Here is a 25,667-nt window from a genome sequence, read left to right on the forward strand (position 1 = left end):
TACTCAGAGCTTTTTATCGTGTATAAGTTTCCTAATCAACTCAAATTTTAGTGTCCGCCAGACACAACTGGAGTCAGATCACCGGTATGAGGTGCAATCCAGCCCGCATCGTAGAAAGACGCTGTTGCTGGCTCTAGGAAGAACATGATGCCCATCAGACCTACAATCGCCAAAACGACAGTGTATGGCAATGCCATCACTACCATTCGACCGTAAGACAGACGAATTAACGGTGCTAGCGCAGACGTTAGTAGGAATAGGAAAGCGGCTTGACCGTTTGGCGTTGCAACAGAAGGTAAGTTTGTACCGGTGTTGATTGCAACTGCTAACAGGTCGAACTGTTCACGCGTGATCAAGCCTTCCATAAGGGCTGATTTCACTTCGTTGATGTATACCGTACCTACGAATACGTTGTCCGAAACCATCGATAACAAACCGTTCGCAACGTAGAAGAGGGCAAGCTGTGTGCCTTTGTCTTCAACGGCTAACACGGCGTCAATAACAGGTTTAAATAGCTCTTGGTCAATGATTACAGCAACGATCGAGAAGAAAACCGCGAGTAGGGCTGTGAAAGGCAGGGCCTCTTCAAATGCTTTGCCCATTGAGTGCTCTTCAATGACGCCAGTAAATGACGTTGCTAGGATAATGACAGACAGACCAATCAGGCCAACGGCTGCTAAGTGAAGCGCTAACGCGACAATCAGCCAAACGGCGATAATACCTTGTACCCACAGTTTTGCGACGTCTTGGTTTGTACGTGTCTTACGCTCTTCGCGGTCAAAGTCCACAAGGATTTGACGTACGTTATCAGGCAGTTGTGCGCCGTAACCAAATACTTTTAGCTTCTCAACCAATGCACAGGTAATAAGACCACAGATAAATACTGGTAACGTCACAGGAGACATACGGATTAGGAATTCACCAAATAACCAACCCGCTTGGTCTGCAATGATAAGGTTTTGAGGTTCACCAACCATCGTTGTTACGCCGCCCAGCGCGGTACCCACACCAGCGTGCATAAGCAGCGAACGTAGGAATGCACGATAGTTTTCAAGGTCATCACGAGTCAGTTCTGTGATGGTGTCGTCTTGAGTATGGTCGTGATCGCCAATTGGGTTACCTGAAGCAACTTTGTGGTAAATCGAGTAGAAACCAACTGCTACGCTGATGACAACAGCGATTACTGTCAACGCATCTAGGAATGCTGACAAAAACGCGGCTGCGAAACAGAATGCAAGCGAAAGCAGAGTTTTTGAACGAATACCAAGCAGGATTTTGGTGAAGATGAACAGCAGAAGCTGTTTCATGAAGTAGATACCCGCAACCATGAATACTAAAAGTAGTAATACTTCTATATTCGCAACCAACTCATGTTTTACTTGCGCTGGGCTGGTCATGCCAATAGCAATAGCTTCAATTGCAAGTAAACCACCAGGTTGTAATGGGTAGCATTTTAAAGCCATTGCAAGCGTGAAAATAAATTCCGCGACAAGCAACCACCCAGCAACAAATGGATTTATTAGGAAGAAAACAATCGGGTTAATAATAAGGAAGGCTATAATGGCAACTTTGTACCAATCAGGCGCTTTACCAAGGAAATTCTTGATAAAAGCGTTTCCGAGCGATATCGGCATGATAATTCTCTTTATAACAATATTATGAATAGACACTACAATTAGCGCTCAAGTATCTGTTTGTTAGACTTATTAACTAGTCTTTTAAAACAATAACTTAGTAAAACAACAATCCTTTGTTTTATTGTAGTTTTGCCAAGTTACTTCCCCTGAACTCAAGCACCGCTCACTTTCGATCGCAAACTCTACACTCCGGCTTTTATTAGTCAATAACAAAACGTAATGCTTCCGACTAAAACTACTTTTTAAGTGTAATAACGCGATCAAAACGGCGTTACTATATCATGGAAAGCTTGAAAAAATCCCCTTGGATTTTAAATGACGCCAAGTGACGAGAAAAGATCAATTAAAAAGGAATATTAACCAGAGAATACAAATTTATTTTGCATATTATGAACATAAAAATGTGACGTACTTGTCGTTATTTTTTCTCTATTTGTGTTCGGTTTCTTTTTTATAAAATACAAATTTTACGGCTTTGAACTGCTTCACTAAGTATCCTAAATTCAGCGAACGTGTAGAGTATTAACTCTATATTGAGGGATCGTTTCAATAATTGATCGTAAATTTTCTCAAATCGTTAAGTAGTGGTATGATGAGTAGTATCGACCCTCAGAAATCAATATTGGATAAAAAGTAGAATGGTCATTAAGGCGAAAAGCCCTGCGGGATTCGCAGAAAAATATATTATCGAGAGCATTTGGAACGGCCGTTTTCCTCCAGGCTCAATTTTACCTGCTGAGCGCGAGCTGTCCGAACTGATTGGTGTTACTCGAACGACTTTACGAGAGGTTCTTCAACGACTAGCTCGTGATGGATGGTTGACTATCCAACACGGTAAACCAACAAAAGTTAACCAATTTATGGAGACATCTGGTCTGCATATCTTGGATACGTTGATGACGCTAGACGTCGATAATGCAACAAATATTGTAGAAGATTTGCTTGCGGCACGTACCAACATCAGCCCTATCTTTATGCGTTATGCATTCAAGGCGAACAAAGAAAACTCTGAGCGTACAATCAAGAACGTAATTGAGTCTTGTGAAGCGCTTGTGAATGCATCGTCTTGGGATGATTTCATTGCCTCTTCTCCGTATGCGGATAAGGTGCTTCAAAGCGTTAAAGAAGACAACGAAAAAGATGAAGCAAAGCGTCAGGAAATCTTGATCGCGAAAACATTTAACTTTTACGATTACATGTTGTTCCAACGCTTAGCATTCCACTCTGGTAACCAAATCTACGGTTTGATTTTCAATGGCTTGAAGAAGCTGTATGACCGAGTTGGCAGTTACTACTTCTCTAACCCGGCCTCACGTGATTTGGCGCTAAGATTCTACCGTCAACTGCTAGAAACTTGTGAAACGGGCCAGCGTGAACAATTGCCAGTTGTAATTCGCCACTACGGCATGGAAAGTGCTCAAATCTGGAACGAGATGAAAAAGCAACTACCAACCAACTTCACTGAAGATGATAGTTAAGCATTGAGTGAGCAAAGTTAGAAAAAACCGCAGGCAATGCCTGCGGTTTTTTATTGCTCGTTACTTGCGGTTTTTGATCTAGTTCTGCATGCAATTATGTCGAAAAATGAGTCTTTCAGGCTAATGAAAGTCTGGGCAAAGGCAAATACAGTGTTTCGACAATATCTGATAGCACGTGATCATAGGTATTGAAAATCGTCAGTGACAGATCTGAGGTGATGCCATAAAGTTCTTCTTCTGTTAGTCCGGTGTGTTTTCCTTCGACATAGTCGTTTAACGCTTGTGTCGAACGTACAGAGATCGGCGCTGCGATAGTCAATGGTGCTATTACCGCTAACTGATTCAGTTTACGTGTCATTACAGATGCGTAGTTCTTTACTCGAACGCTTCCTCCTTGTTCGTTTAAGTCTTGAATGCTAATACGAAGTTGAGTCAAGGTTTCGAGGCTATCGATAATGGTTTGCCAATTCATGTGGTACTCATCATGCAACTCATCTCGTTGCTCAACTGCTAGCCACGCAATAGTGACTTCATCCATTAAAAACAAACAATGTCGAATCAGCTTTCCGTGCTCCATTTGATTTCTCGCGATGCTGTTTTCCTGCCATTGTTCTAGCAACTTACTGACTTTTATCTGTAACACACGATACATGGGTTTATTTTCAAAGCGCGATGTTTCCAACAAAAGGTGCAGCTTGTTGTTGAGAGCATGATGGATCTCTTCTACTTCTCGATCATAGTTTTGTTGGGATTGAAGGGAGTAATGTGTGATTGCTCGATGACGTCTAAGCAAGTTAACGACATCGCGAAGTAGGGTAAGCAACTGATACTTTCGTGCATGTTGCTGTTCGCGTTTTGTGGAAAGGTGGTAAATGCCGGCTAATATGGCGACGGATAATAACGTTGAAATCAAAACAAACATAACCAACTCCTTGTTAGTGTTTGGACCTAGCAAGAAGGAATTTGCAGTTTTGATGCCAATTAAAATTACTTTAAAAACAAGTGGTTAAAATTTAAACCTAAATGTTTTGCGCGTTATTGGTGCAGAAGCTCCCCAATAATGTGAATTTGATCAAAAAAATCCCCGCCGAGAGAGGCGGGGATTTAACTCATTTCAAGCGTAACGTAAGGGAGTTACATTACGCGCATGCCAGGCTGAGCGCCTTCGTGTGGCTCAAGAATCCATAGGTCGCTACCACCAGGGCCTGCCGCTAGGATCATGCCTTCAGACATACCGAATTTCATCTTACGAGGTTTTAGGTTCGCTACCATTACGGTTAGCTTGCCTTCTAGCTCTTCAGGTTTGTAGGCTGATTTGATGCCAGAGAAAACTTGACGAGTTTCACCACCGATGTCCAGTTGGAACTTAAGCAATTTGTTTGCTTTAGGCACTTCTTCACAAGAGATGATGCGAGCGATGCGCAAATCCACTTGAGCAAAAGTATCAAACTCAATCTCGTCCGCGATTGGGTCTTTGCTTAGCTCAGTTTCTGTTTTAGCCGCTTCTGCTTTCTCTTTCGCTGCCATTTCTGCTGCAGCGTCTTCTTTCGATGCTTCGATCATCGCTTCGATGTTCTTTGGATCGATACGGTTGAATAGCGCTTTGAACTTAGTGATTTCGTGGCCAGTGAGTGGCTGAGCAATGCCTTCCCAAGTTAGCTCTTGGTTTAGGAATGCTTCAGTACGTGCAGCAAGAGCTGGCATTACTGGTTTCAAGTAAGTCATTAGTACGCGGAACAGGTTGATACCTACAGAACAGATTTCTTGTAGTTCCTGATCTTTGCCTTCTTCTTTCGCCACAACCCAAGGGGCTTTCTCGTCAACGTATTGGTTTGCTTTGTCTGCTAGTGCCGTGATTTCACGGATAGCACGGCCAAATTCGCGAGCTTCAAAAAGCTCTGCGATACGGTCAGCCGCTGCCACGAATTCGTTGTAAAGCTCTGGTTCAGCGAAGTTGTCAGACAGTTTGCCTTCGAAACGTTTAGCGATGAAGCCTGCGTTACGAGATGCTAGGTTAACGATCTTGTTGACTACGTCAGCGTTAACGCGCTGAGTGAAGTCTTCAAGGTTAAGATCTAGATCGTCAATACGGCTGTTTAGTTTCGCTGCGTAGTAGTAACGTAGACATTCTGGGTCTAGGTGATCGAGGTACGTGCTTGCTTTCACGAATGTACCTTTCGACTTAGACATTTTCGCGCCGTTTACCGTTACGTAGCCGTGTACGAACACGTTGTTTGGTTTACGGAAGCCAGAACCTTCAAGCATTGCAGGCCAGAATAAGCTGTGGAAGTACACGATGTCTTTACCGATGAAGTGGTAAAGTTCAGTTTTACTGTCTTTGTTCCAGTATTCATCGAAGTCTAGATCGTCACGTTTGTTACATAGGTTTTTGAATGAGCCCATGTAGCCAATAGGTGCATCTAGCCATACGTAGAAGAACTTGTCTTTTTCGCCTGGGATTTCGAAGCCAAAGTAAGGTGCGTCACGCGAGATATCCCATTGTTGCAGACCAGATTCAAACCACTCTTGCATCTTGTTCGCGGTTTCTGATTGCAGAGAACCAGAGCGAGTCCACTCTTTTAGCATGCTTTCAAACTGAGGCAGGTCAAAGAAGAAGTGCTCAGAATCTTTCATTACTGGCGTCGCACCAGAAACTGCAGATTTAGGATTGATCAGTTCTGTCGGGCTGTAAGTCTCGCCGCAGTTGTCACAGTTATCACCGTACTGATCTTCAGACTTACACTTAGGACATGTACCTTTTACGAAACGATCCGGTAGGAACATCTCTTTTTCAGGGTCGAAAAGCTGAGAGATAGTACGGCTAGAGATAAAGCCGTTTTTCTTTAGCTCTAGGTAAATGTGAGATGCCAGTTCGCGGTTCTCTTCTGAGTGCGTGCTGTGGTAGTTATCAAAGCTGATATCAAAGCCAGCGAAGTCTTTTTGGTGCTCTTCGCTAACAGCGGCAATCATCTCTTCTGGAGTAATACCCATCTGTTGCGCTTTAAGCATGATTGGCGTGCCGTGAGCATCGTCAGCACAGATGAAGTTTACAGTGTTGCCGCGTAGGCGTTGGTAACGAACCCAAATGTCCGCTTGGATATGCTCAAGCATATGGCCAAGGTGGATCGAACCGTTAGCGTACGGAAGGGCACAAGTTACCAGCAGTTTCCTTGAAGGAAGGTGTCTTGGATCGTTTGCCATACTTAATATTCGCTTTTCTTGATAGGTATAAAAAAATTTTGATGGATAATACTACCCCATGAACTCACTAACTCCAAGGTGTCAAACCGCGGAATGCCTTAGTTTTTTTAGGGTTCTGGTTATGTCGGGTCGGTGGTAGCATGGTACTCAAAAGGAGGACTTATGCATCAGTTCACTTCAAAACAAGATTTTTGTCATTGGTTTAATCAATTTCAACATCCACAGTTAGTGGAAAACTGGGCCGATATTCACGGCGTTGTCACCATCACCGCTCAAGGTGAGGTGAAGATTACATTGCCATTTGCTAGTAATGAGCTTCAGCGCACATTGCAAGAATGGATTCAACAACAGCAAGCATCCAAAGCTGTAGCCGCGTTTCCGTTTCACATTGAACTCGGCGTAAAAGCACTAGAAACGCAGGTTTCTAATGCGGTGAAAGGTGTGAAGAATATCATTGCGGTGAGCTCTGCAAAGGGTGGGGTGGGCAAATCCACAACAGCCGTTAACTTAGCCTTGGCTATCGCGCAGTCGGGAGCGAAGGTTGGCCTATTGGATGCCGATATATACGGTCCATCGGTTCCGATGATGCTCGGCCAGGAAGATGCGAAACCAGAAGTTCGTGATGGCAAATGGATGGAGCCTATTTTTGCTCACGGCATCTATACTCATTCTATTGGCTATTTAGTTAATAAATCTGAAGCAGCGATCTGGCGTGGCCCTATGGCATCGAAAGCGTTAGCTCAGCTATTGAATGAAACCGATTGGCCAGAGCTGGATTACTTAGTGATAGACATGCCACCAGGCACGGGTGATATCCAGTTGACGTTGTCACAACAAATTCCTGTTACCGGCACGGTTTTGGTGACGACGCCACAAGATTTAGCGTTGGCAGATGCGCGCAAAGGTGCAGCAATGTTTAACAAAGTCAGTGTGCCAGTAGTAGGTGTGGTCGAAAATATGAGTTACCACATTTGTAGCCAATGTGGCGCGACTGAACACATCTTTGGTATGGGTGGCGCGGAGAAAATGTCTCAAGAGTTTGGCTTAGCGCTATTGGGCCAAATTCCGTTGCATATTTCTATGCGAGAAGACATTGATGCTGGTGTGCCAACCGTTGCGAGACGACCTGACAGTGAGCATTCAGGCTACTACAAACAGCTTGCAGATCGAGTGTGTAGCACAATGTTTTGGCAAGGCAAAGCGAAACCAGATGCAATCAGTTTTACAATGGTAAACTGAGGTTGGTGGTTGAAAGTTGCACATTTTAACGTTTGCCCGGAGGTTAATCCTCTGGGCAGGCAGAAACTTATGACTAAACTCTAATTCCAGCTAGTAACTACGGGGTGAACTCCCTATAATCAGGCAGTTTATCTTTTTATGTGACTAGAAATCATCATCGGGTGCAAACTAATGTCTGATAATAATCAATGCGTCATCGTAGGTATTGCTGGCGCTTCTGCTTCTGGAAAAAGTCTGATCGCGAGCACAATTTACAATGAGCTTCGCGCGAAAGTAGGCGATCATCAAATCGGTGTCATCACGGAAGATTGCTACTACAACGACCAAAGCCACCTAAGCATGGAAGAGCGAGTAAAGACGAACTACGATCACCCGAGTGCGTTGGACCACGACCTATTGTGCGAGCACCTAGAGAAGCTTGTACGTGGTGAGGCCGTGGAAGTGCCTGAGTACAGCTACACAGAGCACACAAGAACAAGTAACACCACCACAATGACCCCTAAAAAGGTAATCATTTTAGAAGGTATCCTTCTTCTTACTGACCCTCGTCTTCGTGACCTGATGCACGCGACTGTATTTATGGATACGCCTCTGGATATCTGCCTACTTCGCCGTGTTAAGCGTGACGTTGAAGAGCGTGGCCGTACAATGGAATCCGTTCTTAAGCAATATCAGCAAACTGTTCGTCCGATGTTCATGCAGTTTATCGAACCTTCTAAGCAATATGCGGACATCATCGTACCTCGTGGCGGTAAGAACCGTATCGCGATCGATGTACTAAAAGCTCACATTGCAAAACTTTTGAAAGCTTAAGTCTTTAGACGGCTATATCGCTTTATTTTTATGATAAGAAGTGGCACTTTAGGTGCCACTTCTTTTTTTGTTTTTAAATTAGTCAGTTGCATGTCAAAACCGGATGATTTTCACGCTTTTGTGGAACTCTCGGCGGTAAATCTAGTCTGCGCTTATAATTTTAAAAACACACGAGCAAGGAAAAACAAATGAAGAAACTGCTCTTAGTTCTCGCGATACCTGTTGTGGTATTTGTTGCTGCAATTTTAGCGTTAACTATTTTTGTCAATCCAAACCAATTTAAGCCACTGATTGTTGAGCAAGCTCAGAAACAAACAGGGTTAGAATTAGTGATTGAAGGGGATATCAGTTGGCAATTCTTCCCATCAATTGGTTTTGAATTGGGAAGAACCGAACTGCGTAACCCGCAAGGTTTTAGTCAGCCAAATCTTTTTAAAGTCGACACTGTCGGTGTTGATGTTTCTGTCACACCACTTTTTAGCAAACAACTTGAAATCGGTAACATTACTTTAGATGGTGCGGAGTTCTACGTTGAAACGAAGAAAGACGGCAGCAAGAACATTGATGCTCTAACGAAAGCGCAAACTCAACAAGCAGAGCAACCGAATGATACTGCACCAGATCAAAGTGGTGAATCGCAGTCTGAAGGCTCAGATTGGAGTATCAACCTGGCTGGTGTTACGGTTTCTAATGGCTCACTAGAAATTCAAGACAAGCAAGCCGGCAATTACACCAAGCTGTATGATGTATCGTTGAACCTTTCTGAATTTGCTTTTGACAGCTGGACGGCAGCTGACTTTGGTGTGAAAGGCGAAATGAATGACCAGAAGTTTACAGCAGAAGGTAAGGCAGACTTTAAACTGGCGAAAGGTCTTACCAGTTATGCGTTGAAGAACATCGATGTTGATGCGACGTACACTGATCCAAACAACACTATTGAATCGGCAAAAATTGGCTTAGATACATTTGAATTCGATAAAGTAAACAATCTTAACTACGCGCTTAAAGGCAGTGCTGCTGGTATGAAGCTGGACATGCAAGGCGGTGGGCAGCTTACGGTTGACCAAGCGATTAGCAAAGTGTTGTTGAATAAGCTTACGCTGAAATCAAGCTTTGAAGGTGATGCTTTGCCACAATCACCAATGAAAGTTGATATGGTCTCTGACCTTTCATTTGACCTAAATAAAAGCCACCTTAGCTTTATTCTAGAGAAGTTAACCGCAAACGCGATTGCATTGGATGGTAAAGCCGATGTGACATTGGGAGACATTCCAAAAATACGTTTTGCCCTTCATAGCCCTAATATCGATTTAGATGAATTCTTAGGCTTGGATAAACAAGCACCAGCAAGCGAAAAGCCAGCATCTGGTGGTAAGAGTGCATCCGCGGGGCCTGAAGTTGAGCCGGATCTTTCAGCACTGAAAACGCTGGATGTCAAAGGTGATATCACCATCGATAAGTTCAAAGCGGCTAACGCAAAAATGGAAGCGGTAAAAGCGAGCTTCACTGTCAATCGTGGTGTGTTTGACCTCACATCATTTAGCTCGAAGTTGTACCAAGGCACAATTTCAGCAACAGCAAGACTAGATGCACGTAAGACGCCAGCGACTTACAGCGTGAAAAAATCAATCAAAGGTGTGAAAGTTCAACCGCTACTGATTGATGTTGCTAACAACGACAAGTTAGAAGGTACGGGTAATATCGACGTGAATGTCCAAGGTAGCAGTTTGACGCCGACAGGTATCAAAAAGAACCTTGCTGGTACGGTAGTGATTAACTTTGCTGATGGTGCGGTAAATGGCATCAACGTTGCTCAATTGATTCGTGAAAACTACGCGCGATTCAAAGGGCAAAAAGTTGAAAGTACCAACGAAGTGAAGAAAACAGACTTCAGTGCGATGACCGCGACGTTGAAACTAAACAAAGGTGTGGTATCAACGGACAACTTGCATGCTCAGTCACCATTACTGCGTGTGCGTGGTAAAGGCAGTGCAAACTACATCAATGAGACGGTAGACTTTACTATCAGTACTTCAATTGTGGGTACGCTAGAAGGCCAAGGTGGTAAAAACATCGATGAGCTGAAGGACATCACGATTCCAATCAATGTGTCTGGTAAGTGGGCGGACCCTAAATTCAAACTCGTATTCGATGATGTTCTTAAACAGAAAGCTCAGAAAGAAATTGACCGTGGCGTAGAGAAGCTAACGGACAAAATCAAAGATGAGAAAACCAAAGAAGCGGTCGATGGTCTGTTGAAGAATCTTTTCAACTAACCACGTGTTGAAAGTGAAAGGGTTGGCATTGTGCCAACCCTTTTTTCATTGTGCTGCAAGCTTTACCAGTCGACGCCTTTCAGCGCTTTTACGCCAGATTCAAATGCGTGCTTTACATTCTTCACTTCAGAAACGGTATCGGCCATTTCAATTAGAGTGCGATGTGCGCCACGACCAGTAATCACAACAGACTGCATTTTGGGGCGATTGTTTAACGCTTCGACCACTTCGTCCAAATCGATGTAACCGTAACTCACCATGTAAGTTAGCTCATCGAATAAGATGACATCAATAGAGTCGTCTTGCAGCATGCGCTTACATTCTTTCCAGACCAGTTGCGCTGCTTTGGTATCGGCGGTTTTGTTCTGCGTCTCCCAAGTAAAACCAGTCGCCATAACTTGGAATTCTACTCCCAGTTTTTCTAGCAAGTTGCGCTCGCCGTTGTCCCAAGTGCCTTTGATAAATTGAGCCACTGAACACTTAAGGCCGTGACCGACGGCGCGAGCAATCGTGCCAAAGCCAGATGTCGATTTACCTTTACCATTACCAGTAATGATCAGCAGTAGACCTTTCTCTTCTTGAGCGGCCGCAATTTTTGCGTCTACCTGTTCTTTTACTTTTTGTTGGCGTGCCTTATGGCGTGCTTCTTTATTTTCTTCGATAGACATAATACTTCCTTAAATCCATTTCGTGCTTTGCCCGCGGTAGCTTGGGTTCATTAAATTATCTCGCTATGATAGACCAACATATCGTGAAGAAAAACCATCGATAATTCAGGGAATAAAATGAAGAAAATACTCGTTGTTTGTATGGGAAATATTTGCCGTTCACCAACCGGTGAGGCCGTTCTGAGAGCTAAAGCGAAAGAGTTAGGTGTCGATGTCGACATTGATTCGGCTGGGACAATTGGCTATCACACCGGAAACACGCCAGACTCAAGAGCCATGGCGGCAGGGAAACAACGTGGCTATTCGTTTAAAGGAATGCGAGCGCGCCAAGTGTCAGTGCAAGATTTCGAAGACTTCGATTTGGTACTGGCTGCGGATAAAGCAAACTTGGCTGACTTACTCGATATTTGTCCTGCAGAGCATCGTCATAAAGTCTCGCTATTTTTAAGCCACTCTAATTCGAGTTATGACGAGATCCCAGATCCTTACTATGGTGGAGATGATGGATTTGAGTTGGTATTGGACTTAATCGAAGAGGCGTCGGTAGCGGTTTTGCAGAAGCTGTAATTATCTCGATATCAGATAAATAAAAAAAGGGATGAGCATTACTCATCCCTTTACGCATAGATTAGCCAGCTAAAATGTCGGTTGCGACTTTGTAGCTAGGGTCTTCTTTCACGTTGATTTCGACTAGACTGCCAGCTTTGTCGAGTAGTTTGCGACAATCCGGACTTAGGTGACGAAGGTGAAGCGTTTTGCCGATGGAAGCGTAGCGCTCTGCTAGCGTTTCAATTGCCTCAATTGCCGAGTGGTCTGTTACGCGAGAGTCTGCGAAATCGACAATCACATCTTTAGGATCTTCTGGCGCATTAAACAGCTCGAGGAAGTTTGCTGCTGAACCAAAGAAGATTGGACCGTGAATTTTGTACTCTTTTGAGCCTTCTGCGTTCAAGCAAGTATCTGCGTAAATGTGCTTCGCATGTTGCCATGCAAACATCAGCGCTGAAGCGATTACACCAACCGCGACCGCAACAGCAAGGTCAGTCAGTACTGTAACGACGGTTACTAGTACGATAACGAAGAAATCTTGCTTTGGTACACGGCGAGCCAACTTAAATGTTGCCCATTCGAATGTGCCAATCACAACCATGAACATCACACCAACTAGGGCTGCTAGTGGAATCATTTCAATCAACGATGACGCAAACAAAATGAACATCAGCAGAGCTACAGCCGCTACGATGCCAGACAGACGGCCACGGCCACCGGAGTTTACGTTAATCATTGACTGCCCAATCATTGCACAACCACCCATCGCGCCGAATACAGAACATGTCATGTTTGCCATGCCCTGACCGATACATTCGCGGTTAGATTGGCCACGAGTATTCGTCATTTCGTCTAAAACGGTCAGCGTTAGCAAAGATTCAATTAGGCCGATGGCCGCAAGGATCACTGCATAAGGCAAGATGATTTGCAGAGTCTCGAGCGTAAATGGCACTGATGGAATAGAGAAGGTTGGCAAAGAGCCCGCTAGTGTAGCGGCTTCATTACCTGACATAGAACGTAGGAAGTCGACAACTGTACGTGTCTCTAGATCTAACCCAACAACTAGTGCAGTCACGGTTACGATAGCAACAAGTGAAGATGGTACTGCTGTTGTGATTTTCGGCAAGAAGTAGATGATCGCCATGGTCAGCGCAACCAAACCTAGCATTAACATCATTTGATCTTGTGGAAGCCAAGTCAGCACGCCATTTATGTCTGGAGCCTTGAATTGTCCTAATTGCGCGAGGAAGATAACAATCGCTAGGCCGTTAACAAAACCAATCATTACAGGGTGTGGAACGATTCGAATGAATTTGCCCAATTTAAATAAACCGGCAGCAATTTGCAGAATACCGGCCAACATAATGGCAGCAAATAAGTACTGAACACCGTGGCTCGCAACAAGAGAGACCATTACTACAGCCATTGCGCCTGTAGCACCAGAGATCATGCCTGGGCGACCACCAAAGATTGAGGTGATAAGGCCAACGATGAATGCTGCGTACAGACCAACCATTGGGTCTACACCAGCAACGAATGCAAATGCTACGGCTTCAGGGACAAGTGCCAGGGCAACCGTCAAACCTGATAGCACGTCATTTTTAATAGAGTGCTTAGAAAATTGCGGGAATTCGAACATGTTTGTCTTTAAGTTCTCGTTGAGATGAGTTTATCCCGACACATATTCGCATTTGCATTAACCACTAAGTGATGAAAATACATTCAAGGCACTTAGTGTAAACCGTAGTAATAAAAGAGCAGCAGTAGAATGGTGTCGAAAACTTGAGTTGGCGAATGCTACCGAAAAGTGTGATTAAGTTCAAGAATGATACGGATAATGAACCACAAATGTGATCCGTCGTTGATATTAATATGACCAATTACGCTAGACCGAGAACAAACAAAAAAGGCCACCTTCCGGTGGCCTTTTGATTCTAGTTTTCAAGCTATCGCAATGATATTCAAACTTAGTTGAAGTTTGGCTTTGTCATTGCTGCAGAGGCGCGGTTTGTTGCCACTTGGCTACCAGCACCTTTAGCTTGGTAGCGTTCAGCTTTAAACGGCGCTGCTGCTACTTCGATTTCACGTAGTTCTTGAGGGCCAGGTGCTTTTGTCATTGGTGCGCTAGCTTGTGGCTTAGCAACAACGTTGATAACTTCAGCTTTCATCTCTGGCGCTGCTACTGGAGTTTCAACGGCAACTTCTGTTGCTGCTTCTTCCACAGTTTCTGCAACGACTGGCTCTTGAACCGGAGCTTCTTCAACAACTGTTTCTGTTGTTGCTTCCGCAACAGGTGCTTCAGCCGCTTCAACGATCGGCTCTACAGGGGCTTGATCAACCGTTACTGGCTCTGCCTTTTCAGGCGCTACAGCTTCAACAACCGGTGATTCAGCTTTAGCTGCTACTGTTTCTTGAACTTTAGGTTCAACAACAGGTGCTTCAGCTACCGCTGGTTGCTCACGACGGATGATGACTTTACCCATTGCCATTTCAGGGCAAGCAAAACCACCTTGCATAGCAGGTACAGTTGCAATTGCCACAACCGCTTCTTCCTGAACTCGCTCTTCCTTCTTAGGCGCTGGTTTTGGAATGTAACGTGGCATCACTTTACCCATTGCCATCTCAGGAGATGCTACACCGCCTTTGCGCAGACGGAATGGGTTAGGACGACGATCACGACCACGACGACGACGTTGACCACTTGCTCGTAGGTGACGAGGAGAACGACGGTTACGACGTTGTTTCGATTCACCTTGCTTGTTGTCTTGCTGTGCGTCTGCTGCTGTATCAACGACTTGATCTACTTGAGACTCAACAGGTTCAATTGCTTTTACTGCTGTTTCTTCTACTTGCTCATCGGCAAGTTGATCTTTAACACGAACAGATTTGTTCAGTTTGCGACGTTGACGGCGCTCTTTGACTTTCTCTGTTTTCGCGTTTGCTTTCGCTTTATTCTCTTCAGGCTTCACTTCTGAGCGAGCTTCAGCCGCAAGTTGTAAGCCTTTTTCCGCTACTTTCGCGTTTGCTTTCGGCTCTTGAGCTTTTTCAGCTTGTTGAGGTTTTGGCTTACGCTTCTGGTTACGGTTTGGTTGCTGTTTGTTTGCAGGCTGTTGAGCTTCGTTTTGCTCATTTGCTTGCTCTTCACGAGGCTTACGGCGACGACGGTTATCACGGTTTTCACGACCTTCGCGGTTATCGCGTTGGTTGCTACGACGACGGTCGTTGCGATCGCGTTTGTTGCGCTTGTTGTCGCGGTTTGATTTCTTCTCTTCTTGTTTTGGTTCTTCTTTTACTTCTTCAGAACCACCAAATAGGAAGCTACCTAGTGCTTTAAACAAACGGCTGAATAGGCCAGTTTTTGCTTCTTGCTCTACTTCTTTCTTCTTCGCTACCGGCGCAGGTTTAGAAACAGGAGCTGGAGCGGTTTGAGCTGGCGCTGCAAAGCCCTTAAGAACTGGCTCTTCGATTCGCTTAGGTTTGATGTCTGTTTCAGAAGGTTCTTTACCTTCTGCTTCTTTCATTGCTTCCAACTTCTTAGGAAGTAGGTAAGAAATTAAATCAAACTCTTCACCTTCGCGTACGCGAATTACTTCAAAGTGCGGTGTTTCCATGTCTGAGTTAGGAACAACCGTAATTTTCACTTCTTGAATTCGTTCGATATGGTTAACCGAGCGACGTTTTTCGTTCAATAGGTAAGATGCGATTGGCACTGGTACCACAGCCAATACTTGAGCTGTGTTGTCTTTTAGTGCTTCTTCTTCAATCAAACGAAGAACAGAAAGTGCTAGAGATTCGTTGTCACGAACAACACCTGTGCCGCTACAGCGAGGACAGATGTGGTGGCTTGCTTCTGCAAGAGAAGGGCTCAATCGTTGACGAGACATCTCTAGAAGACCAAAGCGTGAGATACGACCGATTTGTACGCGAGCACGGTCTAACCGAACTGCTTCACGTAGGCGGTTTTCTACTTCACGTTGGTGGCGTACTGGTGTCATATCGATAAAGTCGATAACCACTAGACCACCTAGGTCGCGTAGACGCAATTGACGAGCGATCTCATCTGCTGCTTCTAGGTTGGTATTAAGTGCTGTTTCCTCGATATCACCACCCTTAGTTGCACGAGCAGAGTTGATATCGATAGAAGTCAGAGCTTCCGTTGGGTCGATTACGATAGAACCGCCAGATGGTAGGCGCACTTCACGTTGGAAAGCCGATTCAATTTGGCTCTCGATTTGGTAGTGGCTAAACAGCGGCACTTCGCCTTCGTACTTCTTAACGCGGTTGATGAAATCTGGGCGAACCAATTGAATGTGCTCTTTCGCACGTTCATAAATGGTGTTGCTGTCGATAAGGATTTCACCAATATCACGACGCAAATAGTCACGAATTGCACGAACGATAACGTTACTTTCTTGGTGGATTAAGAATGGGGCAGGGTTAGAGTCTGCCGCGCCTTTAATCGCGCTCCAATGGTTCAGCAGTACGTTCAAGTCCCACTCAAGTTCTTCTGCGCTCTTACCAACGCCAGCAGTACGAACAATCAGACCCATGCCTTGAGGCAGTTCTAGAGTGCTTAATGCTGCTTTTAGTTGAGTACGCTCATCACCTTCGATACGGCGAGAAATACCGCCTGCACGAGGGTTGTTTGGCATAAGAACAAGGTAGCTACCCGCAAGAGAAATAAACGTGGTTAGAGCTGCGCCCTTGCTACCACGTTCTTCTTTTTCTACCTGTACGATTACTTCTTGGCCCTCAGTCAGCACTTCTTTAATGCTTGGACGGCCTTGGTAGGTATAACCTTCAGGGAAGTATTCGCGGGCAATTTCTTTTAGAGGGAGGAAACCGTGACGCTCAGCACCGTAATCAACAAATGCGGCTTCTAAGCTTGGTTCGATACGTGTGATACGTCCTTTGTAGATATTCGCTTTTTTAGATTCATGTCCTGGACTCTCGATATCAAGATCGAAAAGTCGCTGGCCATCAACCAGAGCGACACGCAACTCTTCTTTTTGAGTTGCGTTAATTAACATTCTTTTCATTGAAAATTCTCGTTGTCTTTTCTTTTATATCTTTCTTGTCGACTTGCCACGTTTTTTTCGCTGTTTCACGGTGCCTGATCCCATGGCTAATATTTTGCAGCCTCCCGGCTGGAAGGGGATGCTCTGGGGCACTTCAGTCATCACAAATCTATTTTGGTTTCTGTTAGAAACGTAGACTTGTAACCCGCTATTTGGGCGGTAGGTACTCAACGTGAATATGCGAGGAGTAGGGTGGCAAGAGTGTTGAATTCAATGTGTCTTACGCCAATGCAGCACCTGAGCTTCAACCTTCTACTCACATTGCTTGAGGACAAATGATTGGTAGTGAATAAAATATAACCAAATCTTCCTTAGCAGCTGTGAACTATAGCAGTGCGCGTGGATATCAGCAATCTGCTTTAGCGCAAACGATGGAAAATTTGCCGCTAAACTCAAACTTTCCAATTTATAACTGGCTGTTAAATAAGCGATTGAATCACGTAAACTTCCAAAGACAGAAAACAAAACCAGAAGAAGGGAAAGGGTTTTAATAATCTAAACAAAAGGTTGGCGTATTTCGGAGCAGATTCTCGCAACAAGTGTTTCTTTTGCAGCAAGAATAATGTGAAGTCACGCGGATTTACGTTTACAATAGCGCGCATGAGCGAGATAAGAACACAAGTCCAGTTCGTTGATATCGACGAAGACATGGCGGGTCAACGCATTGATAACTTCTTGCGTAACCAATTAAAAGACATTCCAAAGAGCATGATTTATCGAATCGTGCGTAAGGGTGAAGTGCGCGTGAACAAAAAGCGCATCAAAGCCGAATATAAACTAAAAGCTGGCGACCTAGTCCGAATTCCACCTGTAACGGTTGAGAAAAAGGAAGAGGATGTCGCACCAAGCACGAAACTTAATAAGGTTGCTGAACTAGAACATATGATCATTTATGAAGATGATCATATGCTGATTCTGAACAAACCGTCTGGTACAGCAGTGCATGGTGGTAGTGGCTTGAAGTTTGGTGCAATTGAAGCATTAAGGGCATTGCGTCCACAGGCACGCTTCCTCGAATTGGTTCACCGTATTGACAGAGATACCTCAGGTATTTTACTGGTTGCTAAAAAGCGCTCGGCGCTTCGCCATTTGCAAGCGCAGTTCCGTGAGAAAACGGTGAAGAAGTTTTACTTCGCCTTAGTGATGGGGCAATGGAAAAGCAGCTGTAAAGTTGTGAACGCACCTCTACTTAAAAATGAAGTGAACAGTATTGTACGAGTGAACCCAAACGGTAAGCCATCGGAAACGCGTTTCAAAATTCTTGAGAAATTTGAGCAAGCGACGTTGATTCAAGCCAGCCCAATTACGGGGCGTACTCACCAAATTCGTGTGCATACTCAGTACACCGGACATCCTATCGCATGGGATGATCGTTACGGAGATAGACGTTTTGATGCCTATACTGGTCAACTTGGATTGGACCGTTTGTTTTTGCATGCCGCGAACATTAAGTTTCAACATCCGTCTAATGATGAATGGATGGAAATTAATGCTCCGATGGAATCCAAACTAGAGAAAGTGCTTGTTGGATTAAGAAAGGCAAACTGAACGCATTTACTATAAACAAAGGGAGCTCTAGCTCCCTTTTTGCATTTCACTTATATATTAGGTTTCAAATGATGAGTAGAGGCGTTGATTAAACTTACAAGATCTCGAAACCTTGCTTTTGCAGCATATCAATCAAATCAATCAGAGGCAGGCCAACGAGAGTGTTTGGATCTTTGCCGACTAACTTTTCGAACAAACAAATTCCCATCCCTTCGCTTTTGAAGCTGCCAGCACAGTAAAACGGTTCTTCTCTGTCGACGTAACGTTCAATTTGTTCACGGTTTAAGTTTCTAAAATGTACTTCAAAAGTGTCGTAGCCAACTTCAGTCAGATTCGTCACCGAGTTATAAACCGCCAGTCCGGTATAGAAAGTGATGGCTTTACCACTTTGAGCAAGTAATTGATTGATAGCATTTTCACGATTTAGAGGTTTGCCAACGATTTTTCCATCAATTACGCAAACTTGATCGCTGCCGATGACCAAACTTGGTTTATTAATAGAGCAAGAGGTTGCTTTGTTTACGGCTAAGCGCTGGACTAGATCCAGAGGAGTTTCACTCTCATACGGCGTTTCATCGCAGTCAGGAGATAAACAAATGAACGGGACTGAAAGCTTTTCAAGCAGTTGTTGACGAAAAGGGGAGGTTGAGGCTAAAACCAGTTGGTAATTTTTCATTTTGAATTACAATTCACGCAAGCATTTCCAATAGGATAATCGATCAAAATTGATTATGGCTAATGCTCTGTATGTTAAGCGTAAAAAAGTACAACTTTTTTGCCTTTTTCTTTGACTAATTTTGATTTGGAAGATAATATTCGCGCCCTATGCAAAAGGTAAAAATACCGCGAACGGTTGATCCAGCAAAGTCCGCACAGAAACGATTAGATTACGATGGCATCATCCAAGCTAGTCTTTTCAAGCGCTTAGCGGAAGCAACTGAAGGCGTAAAACGCGACGCAGAAGTCTCATTGTCATTTGAGATAGATGAACAGCGACTTGTTGTTATCTCTGGTAAAGCTAACATCGAAGTCGAATTAGAGTGTCAGCGTTGTAATGAGGTATTCACACACGCGTGTGAAGTTGAATTCCTTTACACTCCTTACTACGGTGAGAAGACGGAAGAGGAAGCACCAGAAATTTATGATTTGGTAGATCTAAATGAGTACGGTGAATTAGACCTTATACAACTGGTTGAAGACGAGTTCATCTTAGCATTACCTCAAATTGCGATGCACGATGAAGCGGATTGTAGCGTTGATTCAAATAACATGGTTTTTGGTGAGCTTCCTGAAGAAATTGAGGAAAAGAAACCGAATCCATTCGACGTTTTGAAAAATCTGAAAAAGTAACTGGTGTGGTAGCCGCTTCTTCTTTAGGTTTTTAACCCAATAGTATAGGAGTAGGGTCAATGGCCGTACAGAAAAACCGTAAAACTCGTTCTAAGCGCGGTATGCGTCGTTCACACGATGCGCTAACTACAGCTGCACTATCTGTAGACGCGACTTCTGGTGAAACTCACCTACGCCACAACGTAACTGCTGAAGGTTACTACCGTGGTCAAAAGGTTATCAACAAGTAAGGTTGAACCTTTGCAAAGTATTACCGTTGCACTTGATGCAATGGGCGGGGATTTCGGTCCACGCGTAACAGTGCCTGCCGCCGTGCAGGCACTGTCTCATTTCCCAGAGCTAAAAGTGATTCTTATAGGTGATCAAAGCCTGATCACATCTCAATTATCTCAACTCGGTACCTCTACCAGTTCCCGCTTGACTATTCTTCATAGCGAGAAAGTTATCTCGAACTCAGAAAAACCGTCTTTAGCATTACGCAATAGTCAAAACAGTTCTATGCGTATGGCAATTGATCTGGTTTCTGACCAAGAAGCGGATGCTTGTGTAAGTGGCGGCAACACCGGCGCATTAATGGCGCTGTCGCGATTTATCCTCAAGTTGCTTCCCGGTATAGAGCGGCCTGCTTTAGTTTCAGCTTTACCCACCATCAGTGGCAAACGTACTTGGATGTTAGATCTTGGTGCGAATGTGTCTTGTGACGCAGACAGTCTGTTTCAGTTTGCCGTGATGGGCAGTGCATTAGCAGAAGAACACCTATGTCGTCCTCCTCGCGTTGCTGTACTTAATATTGGTGCAGAAGAAATTAAAGGGAACGATTTAGTTAAACGCTGTGCAGAAATGCTTTCTCAAACCGACGCTATCAATTTTGTTGGTTATATTGAAGGTAATCAAATTTTGCATGACGTAGCCGATGTCATCGTTTGTGATGGATTTGTTGGCAACGTATGCTTAAAAGCCAGCGAGGGAACAGCACAACTTTTTATCGAAAAACTAAAAACCAGCATGATGGCATCGACGATAAAGGGTTGGATTGCTAGAAAGTTGTTTTCTCGGCTATTTAATGAACTAAAAACACTGAACCCCGACCAGTATAACGGTGCAAGTTTGCTAGGATTGCGCGGCATTGTCATAAAAAGCCATGGAAGTGCGGATGTATCTGCGATTGTCAATGCACTTGGCGAGGCAGTACACGAGGTCAAACGACAAGTACCAAGCCGTATTAGCGATCGTTTGGAAGTGGTTTTACTCGAGAGGCATTATTAGTCTTCATGTATAGCAAAATTTTAGGTACTGGCAGCTACCTGCCATCTCAAGTGCGTACTAACGCAGACCTAGAGAAAATGGTAGATACAAGTGATGAGTGGATCGTAGCTCGTACTGGTATTAAAGAGCGTCGAATTGCAGCAGAAGACGAAACTGTTGCGGACATGGCATTCTACGCAGCTGAAAACGCTATCGATATGGCCGGCATTGATAAAAATGATATCGACCTAATTATCGTTGCTACCACGAGCAGTAGCCATACTTTCCCTTCATCTGCGTGTCAGGTGCAGGCAAAGCTTGGCATTAAAGGTTGTCCGGCTTTCGACTTAGCCGCTGCTTGTTCTGGTTTTGTTTACGCATTGTCTGTTGCGGATCAACATATCAAATCAGGTATGTGTAAAAACGTATTGGTGATTGGTGCAGATGCACTGTCTAAAACGTGTGATCCAACTGACCGTTCAACGATCATTTTGTTTGGTGACGGTGCGGGTGCAGTTGTTGTTGGTGCAAGCCAAGAGCCTGGCATTATCTCTACGCATATTTACGCGGATGGCCAATTTGGTGATTTATTAAGTCTACCTGTACCAGAGCGTGGTAAAGATGTGGATAAATGGCTTCATATGGCTGGTAACGAAGTATTCAAAGTTGCGGTAACTCAACTGTCTAAACTCGTTAAAGATACGCTTGAAGCAAACGATATGCACAAGTCTGAGCTAGACTGGCTAGTGCCGCACCAAGCGAACTACCGTATTATTTCAGCGACGGCGAAAAAACTGTCAATGTCACTAGACCAAGTTGTTGTCACATTAGACAGACACGGTAACACGTCGGCAGCAACAGTTCCGACAGCGCTTGATGAAGCGGTTCGTGATGGCCGTATTAAGCGTGGACAAACGTTGCTACTTGAAGCATTCGGTGGCGGTTTCACATGGGGCTCTGCTCTGGTGAAATTCTAAGTTTCGCGAGAATTCAAAATTTAAGGTGCACTCACGTGCATCTTATTTCTTTTTACATTGCTTAAAGGAAAACAACATGAGCAAGTTTGCTATCGTATTTCCAGGTCAAGGTTCTCAAGCTGTAGGTATGCTTGCTGATCTAGGCGAACAATATGACGTAGTAAAACAAACATTTGCAGAAGCATCTGACGCACTAGGTTACGATCTATGGGCGCTTGTTCAAAATGGCCCTGCTGAAGATCTAAACCAAACTTTCCGTACTCAGCCTGCATTGCTTGCTTCTTCTGTCGCTATTTGGCGCGTATGGCAAGAGCTTGGTCTAGAACAACCAGCAAACCTAGCGGGTCACAGTCTCGGTGAATACTCAGCGCTTGTGTGCGCTGGCGTGATTGACTTTAAAGAAGCAATCAAATTGGTTGAACTACGTGGCAAGCTAATGCAAGAAGCGGTTCCTGCGGGTACTGGCGCAATGTATGCAATCATCGGTCTAGATGATGATGCGATTGCAAAGGCGTGTGAAGAAGCAGCGCAAGGCGATGTCGTTTCTCCAGTAAACTTCAATTCTCCTGGTCAAGTTGTTATCGCAGGTAGCAAAGATGCAGTAGAGCGCGCTGGCGCACTGTGTAAAGAAGCTGGGGCGAAACGTGCTCTTCCTCTTCCTGTGTCAGTGCCTTCACACTGCGCGTTAATGAAACCAGCAGCTGATAAACTAGCAGTAGCGCTAGAGTCTATCGAATTCAACACACCACAACTTCCAGTTATCAATAACGTTGATGTGGCAGCTGAAACTGATCCTGCAAAAATTAAAGACGCGCTTGTTCGTCAGCTATACAGCCCAGTTCGTTGGACTGAAAGCGTACAGCTAATGAGTGAACAAGGTGTAGAAAACCTTCTTGAACTTGGCCCGGGCAAAGTTCTGACAGGTCTAACAAAACGTATCGTGAAAACACTAAGTGCAGCAGCAGTTAACGATGTGGCGTCGTTAGAAGCCGCTAAATAATTCTTTCACGATAAGAAAAGGAAAACACAACATGATGAATCTAGAAGGTAAAATCGCTCTAGTGACTGGCGCAAGCCGTGGTATTGGTCGTGCGATTGCTGAGCTTCTTGTTGAACGCGGTGCCACCGTTATTGGTACCGCAACGTCTGAAGGCGGCGCGGCTGCGATCAGCGAATACCTAGGCGAAAATGGTAAAGGTTTAGCGCTTAACGTCACTGACGTTGAGTCTATTGAAGCAACACTAAAAGCCATTAACGATGAGTTTGGTGCGATCGATATTCTAGTGAATAACGCAGGTATCACTCGCGATAACCTACTAATGCGCATGAAAGACGATGAGTGGAACGACATCATCAACACAAACCTGACGCCTATTTACCGTATGTCTAAAGCGGTTCTGCGTGGCATGATGAAAAAACGCGCGGGTCGTATCATCAACGTAGGTTCTGTTGTAGGCACTATGGGTAATGCGGGTCAAACTAACTACGCAGCAGCAAAAGCGGGCGTGATTGGTTTTACTAAATCAATGGCTCGTGAAGTGGCTTCTCGTGGCGTAACGGTTAACACAGTTGCACCTGGTTTCATCGAAACTGACATGACTAAGGCGCTAAATGACGACCAACGTGCAGCAACGTTGGCGAACGTGCCAGCTGGTCGCTTGGGTGATCCTCGTGAAATTGCATCAGCAGTAGTTTTCCTAGCTTCACCTGAAGCCGCTTACATTACTGGTGAAACTTTGCATGTAAATGGTGGCATGTACATGGTTTAATGCACAGTTCGTGCAAATTTAGCTATTTTACATTGTGAAAAATAGCCTATAGTTGCAATTAACTGTCATGAACTTGTCATGCTTATGCGCAAGATTTGTGCATGATTTAAGTCAAAAATGTATTGAAATTCGGTTAAATTCGCTAATTTTGTGGTTTGACCAGCAAGGACCCCCTTGCAACTTTCAATAGTTCGAATAAACTACGGAATCATCGCATTAGGCGAAATCTGTAAAGGAAAAGAAAAATGAGCAACATCGAAGAACGCGTAAAGAAAATCATTGTTGAACAGCTAGGTGTAGACGAAGCAGAAGTTAAAAACGAAGCTTCTTTCGTTGATGATCTAGGTGCTGATTCTCTAGACACTGTAGAACTAGTTATGGCTCTAGAAGAGGAATTCGACACTGAGATTCCTGATGAAGAAGCTGAGAAGATCACTACTGTTCAAGCTGCAATCGACTACGTAAACAGCGCTCAGTAATTATCTCTCCCAGGCGGTCTCCTAGACCGCCTGTGTTCTTTCTAACTTCTTCTATCCTCTCATAGAAATATTCAATTCCCGGAGAATTATATCGTGTCCAAGCGTCGTGTAGTTGTCACTGGCATGGGTATGTTGTCACCGGTAGGCAACACAGTAGAATCATCTTGGAAAGCCCTGCTTGAAGGTAAAAGCGGTATCGTAAATATCGAACACTTCGATACTACGAACTTCTCAACTCGTTTTGCAGGTCTTGTTAAAGATTTCGATTGCACAGAGTACATGTCTAAAAAAGATGCTCGTAAAATGGATCTATTCATCCAGTACGGCATTGCAGCGGGTATCCAAGCGCTAGATGACTCTGGCTTACAAATTACCGAAGAAAACGCGCCTCGAGTTGGTGTTGCAATCGGCTCAGGTATTGGCGGCCTAGACCTCATTGAAACTGGTCACTCAGCACTGGTTGAGAAAGGTCCTCGCAAAGTTAGCCCATTTTTTGTTCCTTCGACCATCGTAAACATGGTTGCGGGTAACCTGTCTATCATGCGTGGTCTTCGTGGTCCAAACATCGCGATCTCTACTGCATGTACTACAGGTCTACATAACATTGGCCACGCTGCTCGTATGATTGCATACGGTGATGCAGACGCGATGGTTGCTGGTGGTGCAGAGAAAGCTTCTACGCCTCTTGGTATGGCTGGCTTCGGTGCTGCTAAAGCACTTTCTACTCGCAATGACGAACCTCAAAAGGCATCTCGCCCATGGGATAAAGGCCGTGACGGCTTCGTTCTAGGTGATGGTGCTGGCGTGATGGTTCTTGAAGAATACGAACATGCGAAAGCACGTGGCGCTAAGATTTACGCAGAGCTAGTTGGCTTTGGTATGTCTGGCGATGCTTACCACATGACTTCACCAAGTGAAGATGGTTCAGGTGGTGCGTTAGCAATGGAAGCAGCAATGCGTGATGCGAACATCACGGGTACTCAAGTAGGTTACGTGAATGCTCACGGTACATCTACTCCTGCTGGCGACGTTGCTGAAATCAAGGGTGTGAAACGTGCTCTTGGTGAAGAAGGTGCAAAACAAGTTCTTGTTTCTTCAACTAAGTCAATGACTGGTCACCTATTGGGTGCTGCTGGTTCAGTTGAAGCTATCATCACGATTATGTCTTTGGTTGACCAAATTGTTCCACCAACGATTAACCTTGATGATCCAGAAGAAGGTCTAGATATTGACCTTGTGCCACACACTGCGCGCAAAGTTGAAGGTATGGAATACGCAATCTGTAACTCGTTTGGCTTTGGTGGTACAAACGGTTCTTTGATCTTCAAAAAGTTCGCTGAGTAAAAATCTCTAATAAGGT

Annotated in this window: 21 protein-coding genes; 14 read left to right on the forward strand and 7 right to left on the reverse strand. The window is 44.5% G+C overall.

From position 1 onward, the window contains the following. Positions 1-47 precede the first annotated feature (47 nt). Positions 48-1,634 (reverse strand): Na(+)/H(+) antiporter NhaB, encoded by a 1,587-nt coding sequence (gene nhaB, locus ACF8OV_RS16835; protein ID WP_005461506.1) that lies wholly within the window; start codon positions 1,632-1,634, stop codon positions 48-50. 641 nt (positions 1,635-2,275) lie between these two features. On the opposite strand from nhaB, the gene fadR reads away from it, so the two are divergent. Next, positions 2,276-3,115 (forward strand): fatty acid metabolism transcriptional regulator FadR, encoded by an 840-nt coding sequence (gene fadR, locus ACF8OV_RS16840; RefSeq protein WP_005461531.1) that lies wholly within the window; start codon positions 2,276-2,278, stop codon positions 3,113-3,115. A 115-nt stretch (positions 3,116-3,230) separates the two neighbouring features. Here the strand turns inward: fadR and ACF8OV_RS16845 are convergent, their stop codons facing one another. Together ACF8OV_RS16845 and metG are read right to left on the reverse strand one after the other, a co-directional pair. Further along, entirely contained in the window at positions 3,231-4,037 is an 807-nt protein-coding gene (locus tag ACF8OV_RS16845; RefSeq protein WP_203504783.1) for a hypothetical protein, read from the reverse strand. 212 nt (positions 4,038-4,249) lie between these two features. Next, positions 4,250-6,316 (reverse strand): methionine--tRNA ligase, encoded by a 2,067-nt coding sequence (metG, locus tag ACF8OV_RS16850; protein WP_005482411.1) that lies wholly within the window; start codon positions 6,314-6,316, stop codon positions 4,250-4,252. Between the two features lie 162 nt (positions 6,317-6,478). Between metG and apbC the strand changes: the two genes are divergently transcribed. The 3 genes from apbC to ACF8OV_RS16865 all read left to right on the forward strand — a co-directional run bounded on the left by apbC (position 6,479) and on the right by ACF8OV_RS16865 (position 10,644). Then, on the forward strand, positions 6,479-7,555 hold the full coding sequence (gene apbC / locus ACF8OV_RS16855) for an iron-sulfur cluster carrier protein ApbC (protein ID WP_140076157.1): 1,077 nt from the start codon (positions 6,479-6,481) through the stop codon (positions 7,553-7,555). 171 nt (positions 7,556-7,726) lie between these two features. After that, positions 7,727-8,368, forward strand: coding sequence for a uridine kinase (gene udk / locus ACF8OV_RS16860; protein WP_005461598.1), 642 nt, complete (start codon positions 7,727-7,729; stop codon positions 8,366-8,368). 188 nt (positions 8,369-8,556) lie between these two features. Further along, positions 8,557-10,644: an AsmA family protein gene (locus ACF8OV_RS16865; RefSeq protein ID WP_203504781.1), complete on the forward strand. Its 2,088-nt coding sequence runs from the start codon at positions 8,557-8,559 to the stop codon at positions 10,642-10,644. Between the two features lie 62 nt (positions 10,645-10,706). Here ACF8OV_RS16865 and cobO read toward each other — a convergent pair whose 3' ends face one another. Continuing rightward, a complete protein-coding gene (gene cobO, locus ACF8OV_RS16870; protein WP_025506292.1) occupies positions 10,707-11,312 on the reverse strand; it encodes a cob(I)yrinic acid a,c-diamide adenosyltransferase in 606 nt (201 codons plus the stop codon). Positions 11,313-11,429: 117 nt separating this feature from the next. Between cobO and ACF8OV_RS16875 the strand changes: the two genes are divergently transcribed. Beyond that, complete coding sequence (locus ACF8OV_RS16875; RefSeq protein WP_203504775.1) at positions 11,430-11,879, forward strand: low molecular weight protein-tyrosine-phosphatase; 450 nt, start codon at positions 11,430-11,432, stop codon at positions 11,877-11,879. Between the two features lie 61 nt (positions 11,880-11,940). Here the strand turns inward: ACF8OV_RS16875 and ACF8OV_RS16880 are convergent, their stop codons facing one another. Together ACF8OV_RS16880 and rne are read right to left on the reverse strand one after the other, a co-directional pair. Then, positions 11,941-13,500: a SulP family inorganic anion transporter gene (locus tag ACF8OV_RS16880; protein WP_005482406.1), complete on the reverse strand. Its 1,560-nt coding sequence runs from the start codon at positions 13,498-13,500 to the stop codon at positions 11,941-11,943. A 328-nt stretch (positions 13,501-13,828) separates the two neighbouring features. Continuing rightward, on the reverse strand, positions 13,829-16,900 hold the full coding sequence (gene rne, locus ACF8OV_RS16885) for a ribonuclease E (protein WP_203504773.1): 3,072 nt from the start codon (positions 16,898-16,900) through the stop codon (positions 13,829-13,831). Positions 16,901-17,539: 639 nt separating this feature from the next. Here rne and rluC point away from each other — a divergent pair. Continuing rightward, entirely contained in the window at positions 17,540-18,487 is a 948-nt protein-coding gene (gene rluC / locus ACF8OV_RS16890; RefSeq protein WP_005461586.1) for a 23S rRNA pseudouridine(955/2504/2580) synthase RluC, read from the forward strand. A 94-nt stretch (positions 18,488-18,581) separates the two neighbouring features. Here the strand turns inward: rluC and ACF8OV_RS16895 are convergent, their stop codons facing one another. Then, complete coding sequence (locus tag ACF8OV_RS16895; protein WP_005494552.1) at positions 18,582-19,163, reverse strand: nucleoside triphosphate pyrophosphatase; 582 nt, start codon at positions 19,161-19,163, stop codon at positions 18,582-18,584. Between the two features lie 149 nt (positions 19,164-19,312). Between ACF8OV_RS16895 and yceD the strand changes: the two genes are divergently transcribed. The 8 genes from yceD (at position 19,313) to fabF (ending at position 25,651) form a co-directional block, all read left to right on the forward strand. Further along, positions 19,313-19,837 carry a 23S rRNA accumulation protein YceD gene (gene yceD, locus ACF8OV_RS16900; protein WP_005461584.1) on the forward strand — a complete coding sequence of 175 codons (525 nt, stop codon included), beginning with the start codon at positions 19,313-19,315 and terminating at the stop codon, positions 19,835-19,837. 59 nt (positions 19,838-19,896) lie between these two features. Next, positions 19,897-20,067, forward strand: a complete 171-nt coding sequence (gene rpmF / locus ACF8OV_RS16905) for a 50S ribosomal protein L32 (RefSeq protein ID WP_005396978.1) — start codon at positions 19,897-19,899, stop codon at positions 20,065-20,067. Positions 20,068-20,077: 10 nt separating this feature from the next. Further along, the gene (gene plsX, locus ACF8OV_RS16910) at positions 20,078-21,103 is read left to right on the forward strand and encodes a phosphate acyltransferase PlsX (RefSeq protein ID WP_025500397.1); all 1,026 of its coding nucleotides are present in this window, start codon (positions 20,078-20,080) and stop codon (positions 21,101-21,103) included. A gap of 5 nt (positions 21,104-21,108) precedes the next feature. Next, positions 21,109-22,059: a beta-ketoacyl-ACP synthase III gene (locus ACF8OV_RS16915; RefSeq protein ID WP_005490641.1), complete on the forward strand. Its 951-nt coding sequence runs from the start codon at positions 21,109-21,111 to the stop codon at positions 22,057-22,059. Between the two features lie 76 nt (positions 22,060-22,135). Next, complete coding sequence (fabD, locus tag ACF8OV_RS16920) at positions 22,136-23,059, forward strand: ACP S-malonyltransferase (RefSeq protein WP_015297035.1); 924 nt, start codon at positions 22,136-22,138, stop codon at positions 23,057-23,059. 34 nt (positions 23,060-23,093) lie between these two features. Continuing rightward, on the forward strand, positions 23,094-23,828 hold the full coding sequence (fabG, locus tag ACF8OV_RS16925) for a 3-oxoacyl-ACP reductase FabG (protein ID WP_011106013.1): 735 nt from the start codon (positions 23,094-23,096) through the stop codon (positions 23,826-23,828). A gap of 245 nt (positions 23,829-24,073) precedes the next feature. Beyond that, on the forward strand, positions 24,074-24,307 hold the full coding sequence (gene acpP / locus ACF8OV_RS16930; protein ID WP_004406112.1) for an acyl carrier protein: 234 nt from the start codon (positions 24,074-24,076) through the stop codon (positions 24,305-24,307). A 93-nt stretch (positions 24,308-24,400) separates the two neighbouring features. After that, the gene (fabF, locus tag ACF8OV_RS16935) at positions 24,401-25,651 is read left to right on the forward strand and encodes a beta-ketoacyl-ACP synthase II (protein WP_005482767.1); all 1,251 of its coding nucleotides are present in this window, start codon (positions 24,401-24,403) and stop codon (positions 25,649-25,651) included. Positions 25,652-25,667 lie beyond the last annotated feature (16 nt).

Source organism: Vibrio sp. GLN_1 (assembly GCF_043106015.1).
GTDB classification, from domain to species: Bacteria; Pseudomonadota; Gammaproteobacteria; order Enterobacterales; family Vibrionaceae; genus Vibrio; species Vibrio parahaemolyticus.

Bases quoted from the DNA above. Each gene is read 5' to 3' on its own strand.
- fadR (WP_005461531.1), top strand. From the start codon at position 2,276: ATGGTCATTAAGGCGAAAAGCCCTGCGGGATTCGCAGAAAAATATATT.
- yceD (WP_005461584.1), top strand. From the start codon at position 19,313: ATGCAAAAGGTAAAAATACCGCGAACGGTTGATCCAGCAAAGTCCGCA.
- apbC (WP_140076157.1), top strand. From the start codon at position 6,479: ATGCATCAGTTCACTTCAAAACAAGATTTTTGTCATTGGTTTAATCAA.
- udk (WP_005461598.1), top strand. From the start codon at position 7,727: ATGTCTGATAATAATCAATGCGTCATCGTAGGTATTGCTGGCGCTTCT.
- rluC (WP_005461586.1), top strand. From the start codon at position 17,540: ATGAGCGAGATAAGAACACAAGTCCAGTTCGTTGATATCGACGAAGAC.
- metG (WP_005482411.1), bottom strand. From the start codon at position 6,316: ATGGCAAACGATCCAAGACACCTTCCTTCAAGGAAACTGCTGGTAACT.
- nhaB (WP_005461506.1), bottom strand. From the start codon at position 1,634: ATGCCGATATCGCTCGGAAACGCTTTTATCAAGAATTTCCTTGGTAAA.
- ACF8OV_RS16875 (WP_203504775.1), top strand. From the start codon at position 11,430: ATGAAGAAAATACTCGTTGTTTGTATGGGAAATATTTGCCGTTCACCA.
- ACF8OV_RS16865 (WP_203504781.1), top strand. From the start codon at position 8,557: ATGAAGAAACTGCTCTTAGTTCTCGCGATACCTGTTGTGGTATTTGTT.
- rne (WP_203504773.1), bottom strand. From the start codon at position 16,900: ATGAAAAGAATGTTAATTAACGCAACTCAAAAAGAAGAGTTGCGTGTC.
- ACF8OV_RS16895 (WP_005494552.1), bottom strand. From the start codon at position 19,163: ATGAAAAATTACCAACTGGTTTTAGCCTCAACCTCCCCTTTTCGTCAA.
- ACF8OV_RS16845 (WP_203504783.1), bottom strand. From the start codon at position 4,037: ATGTTTGTTTTGATTTCAACGTTATTATCCGTCGCCATATTAGCCGGC.
- rpmF (WP_005396978.1), top strand. From the start codon at position 19,897: ATGGCCGTACAGAAAAACCGTAAAACTCGTTCTAAGCGCGGTATGCGT.
- fabG (WP_011106013.1), top strand. From the start codon at position 23,094: ATGAATCTAGAAGGTAAAATCGCTCTAGTGACTGGCGCAAGCCGTGGT.
- cobO (WP_025506292.1), bottom strand. From the start codon at position 11,312: ATGTCTATCGAAGAAAATAAAGAAGCACGCCATAAGGCACGCCAACAA.
- ACF8OV_RS16915 (WP_005490641.1), top strand. From the start codon at position 21,109: ATGTATAGCAAAATTTTAGGTACTGGCAGCTACCTGCCATCTCAAGTG.
- ACF8OV_RS16880 (WP_005482406.1), bottom strand. From the start codon at position 13,500: ATGTTCGAATTCCCGCAATTTTCTAAGCACTCTATTAAAAATGACGTG.
- acpP (WP_004406112.1), top strand. From the start codon at position 24,074: ATGAGCAACATCGAAGAACGCGTAAAGAAAATCATTGTTGAACAGCTA.
- fabD (WP_015297035.1), top strand. From the start codon at position 22,136: ATGAGCAAGTTTGCTATCGTATTTCCAGGTCAAGGTTCTCAAGCTGTA.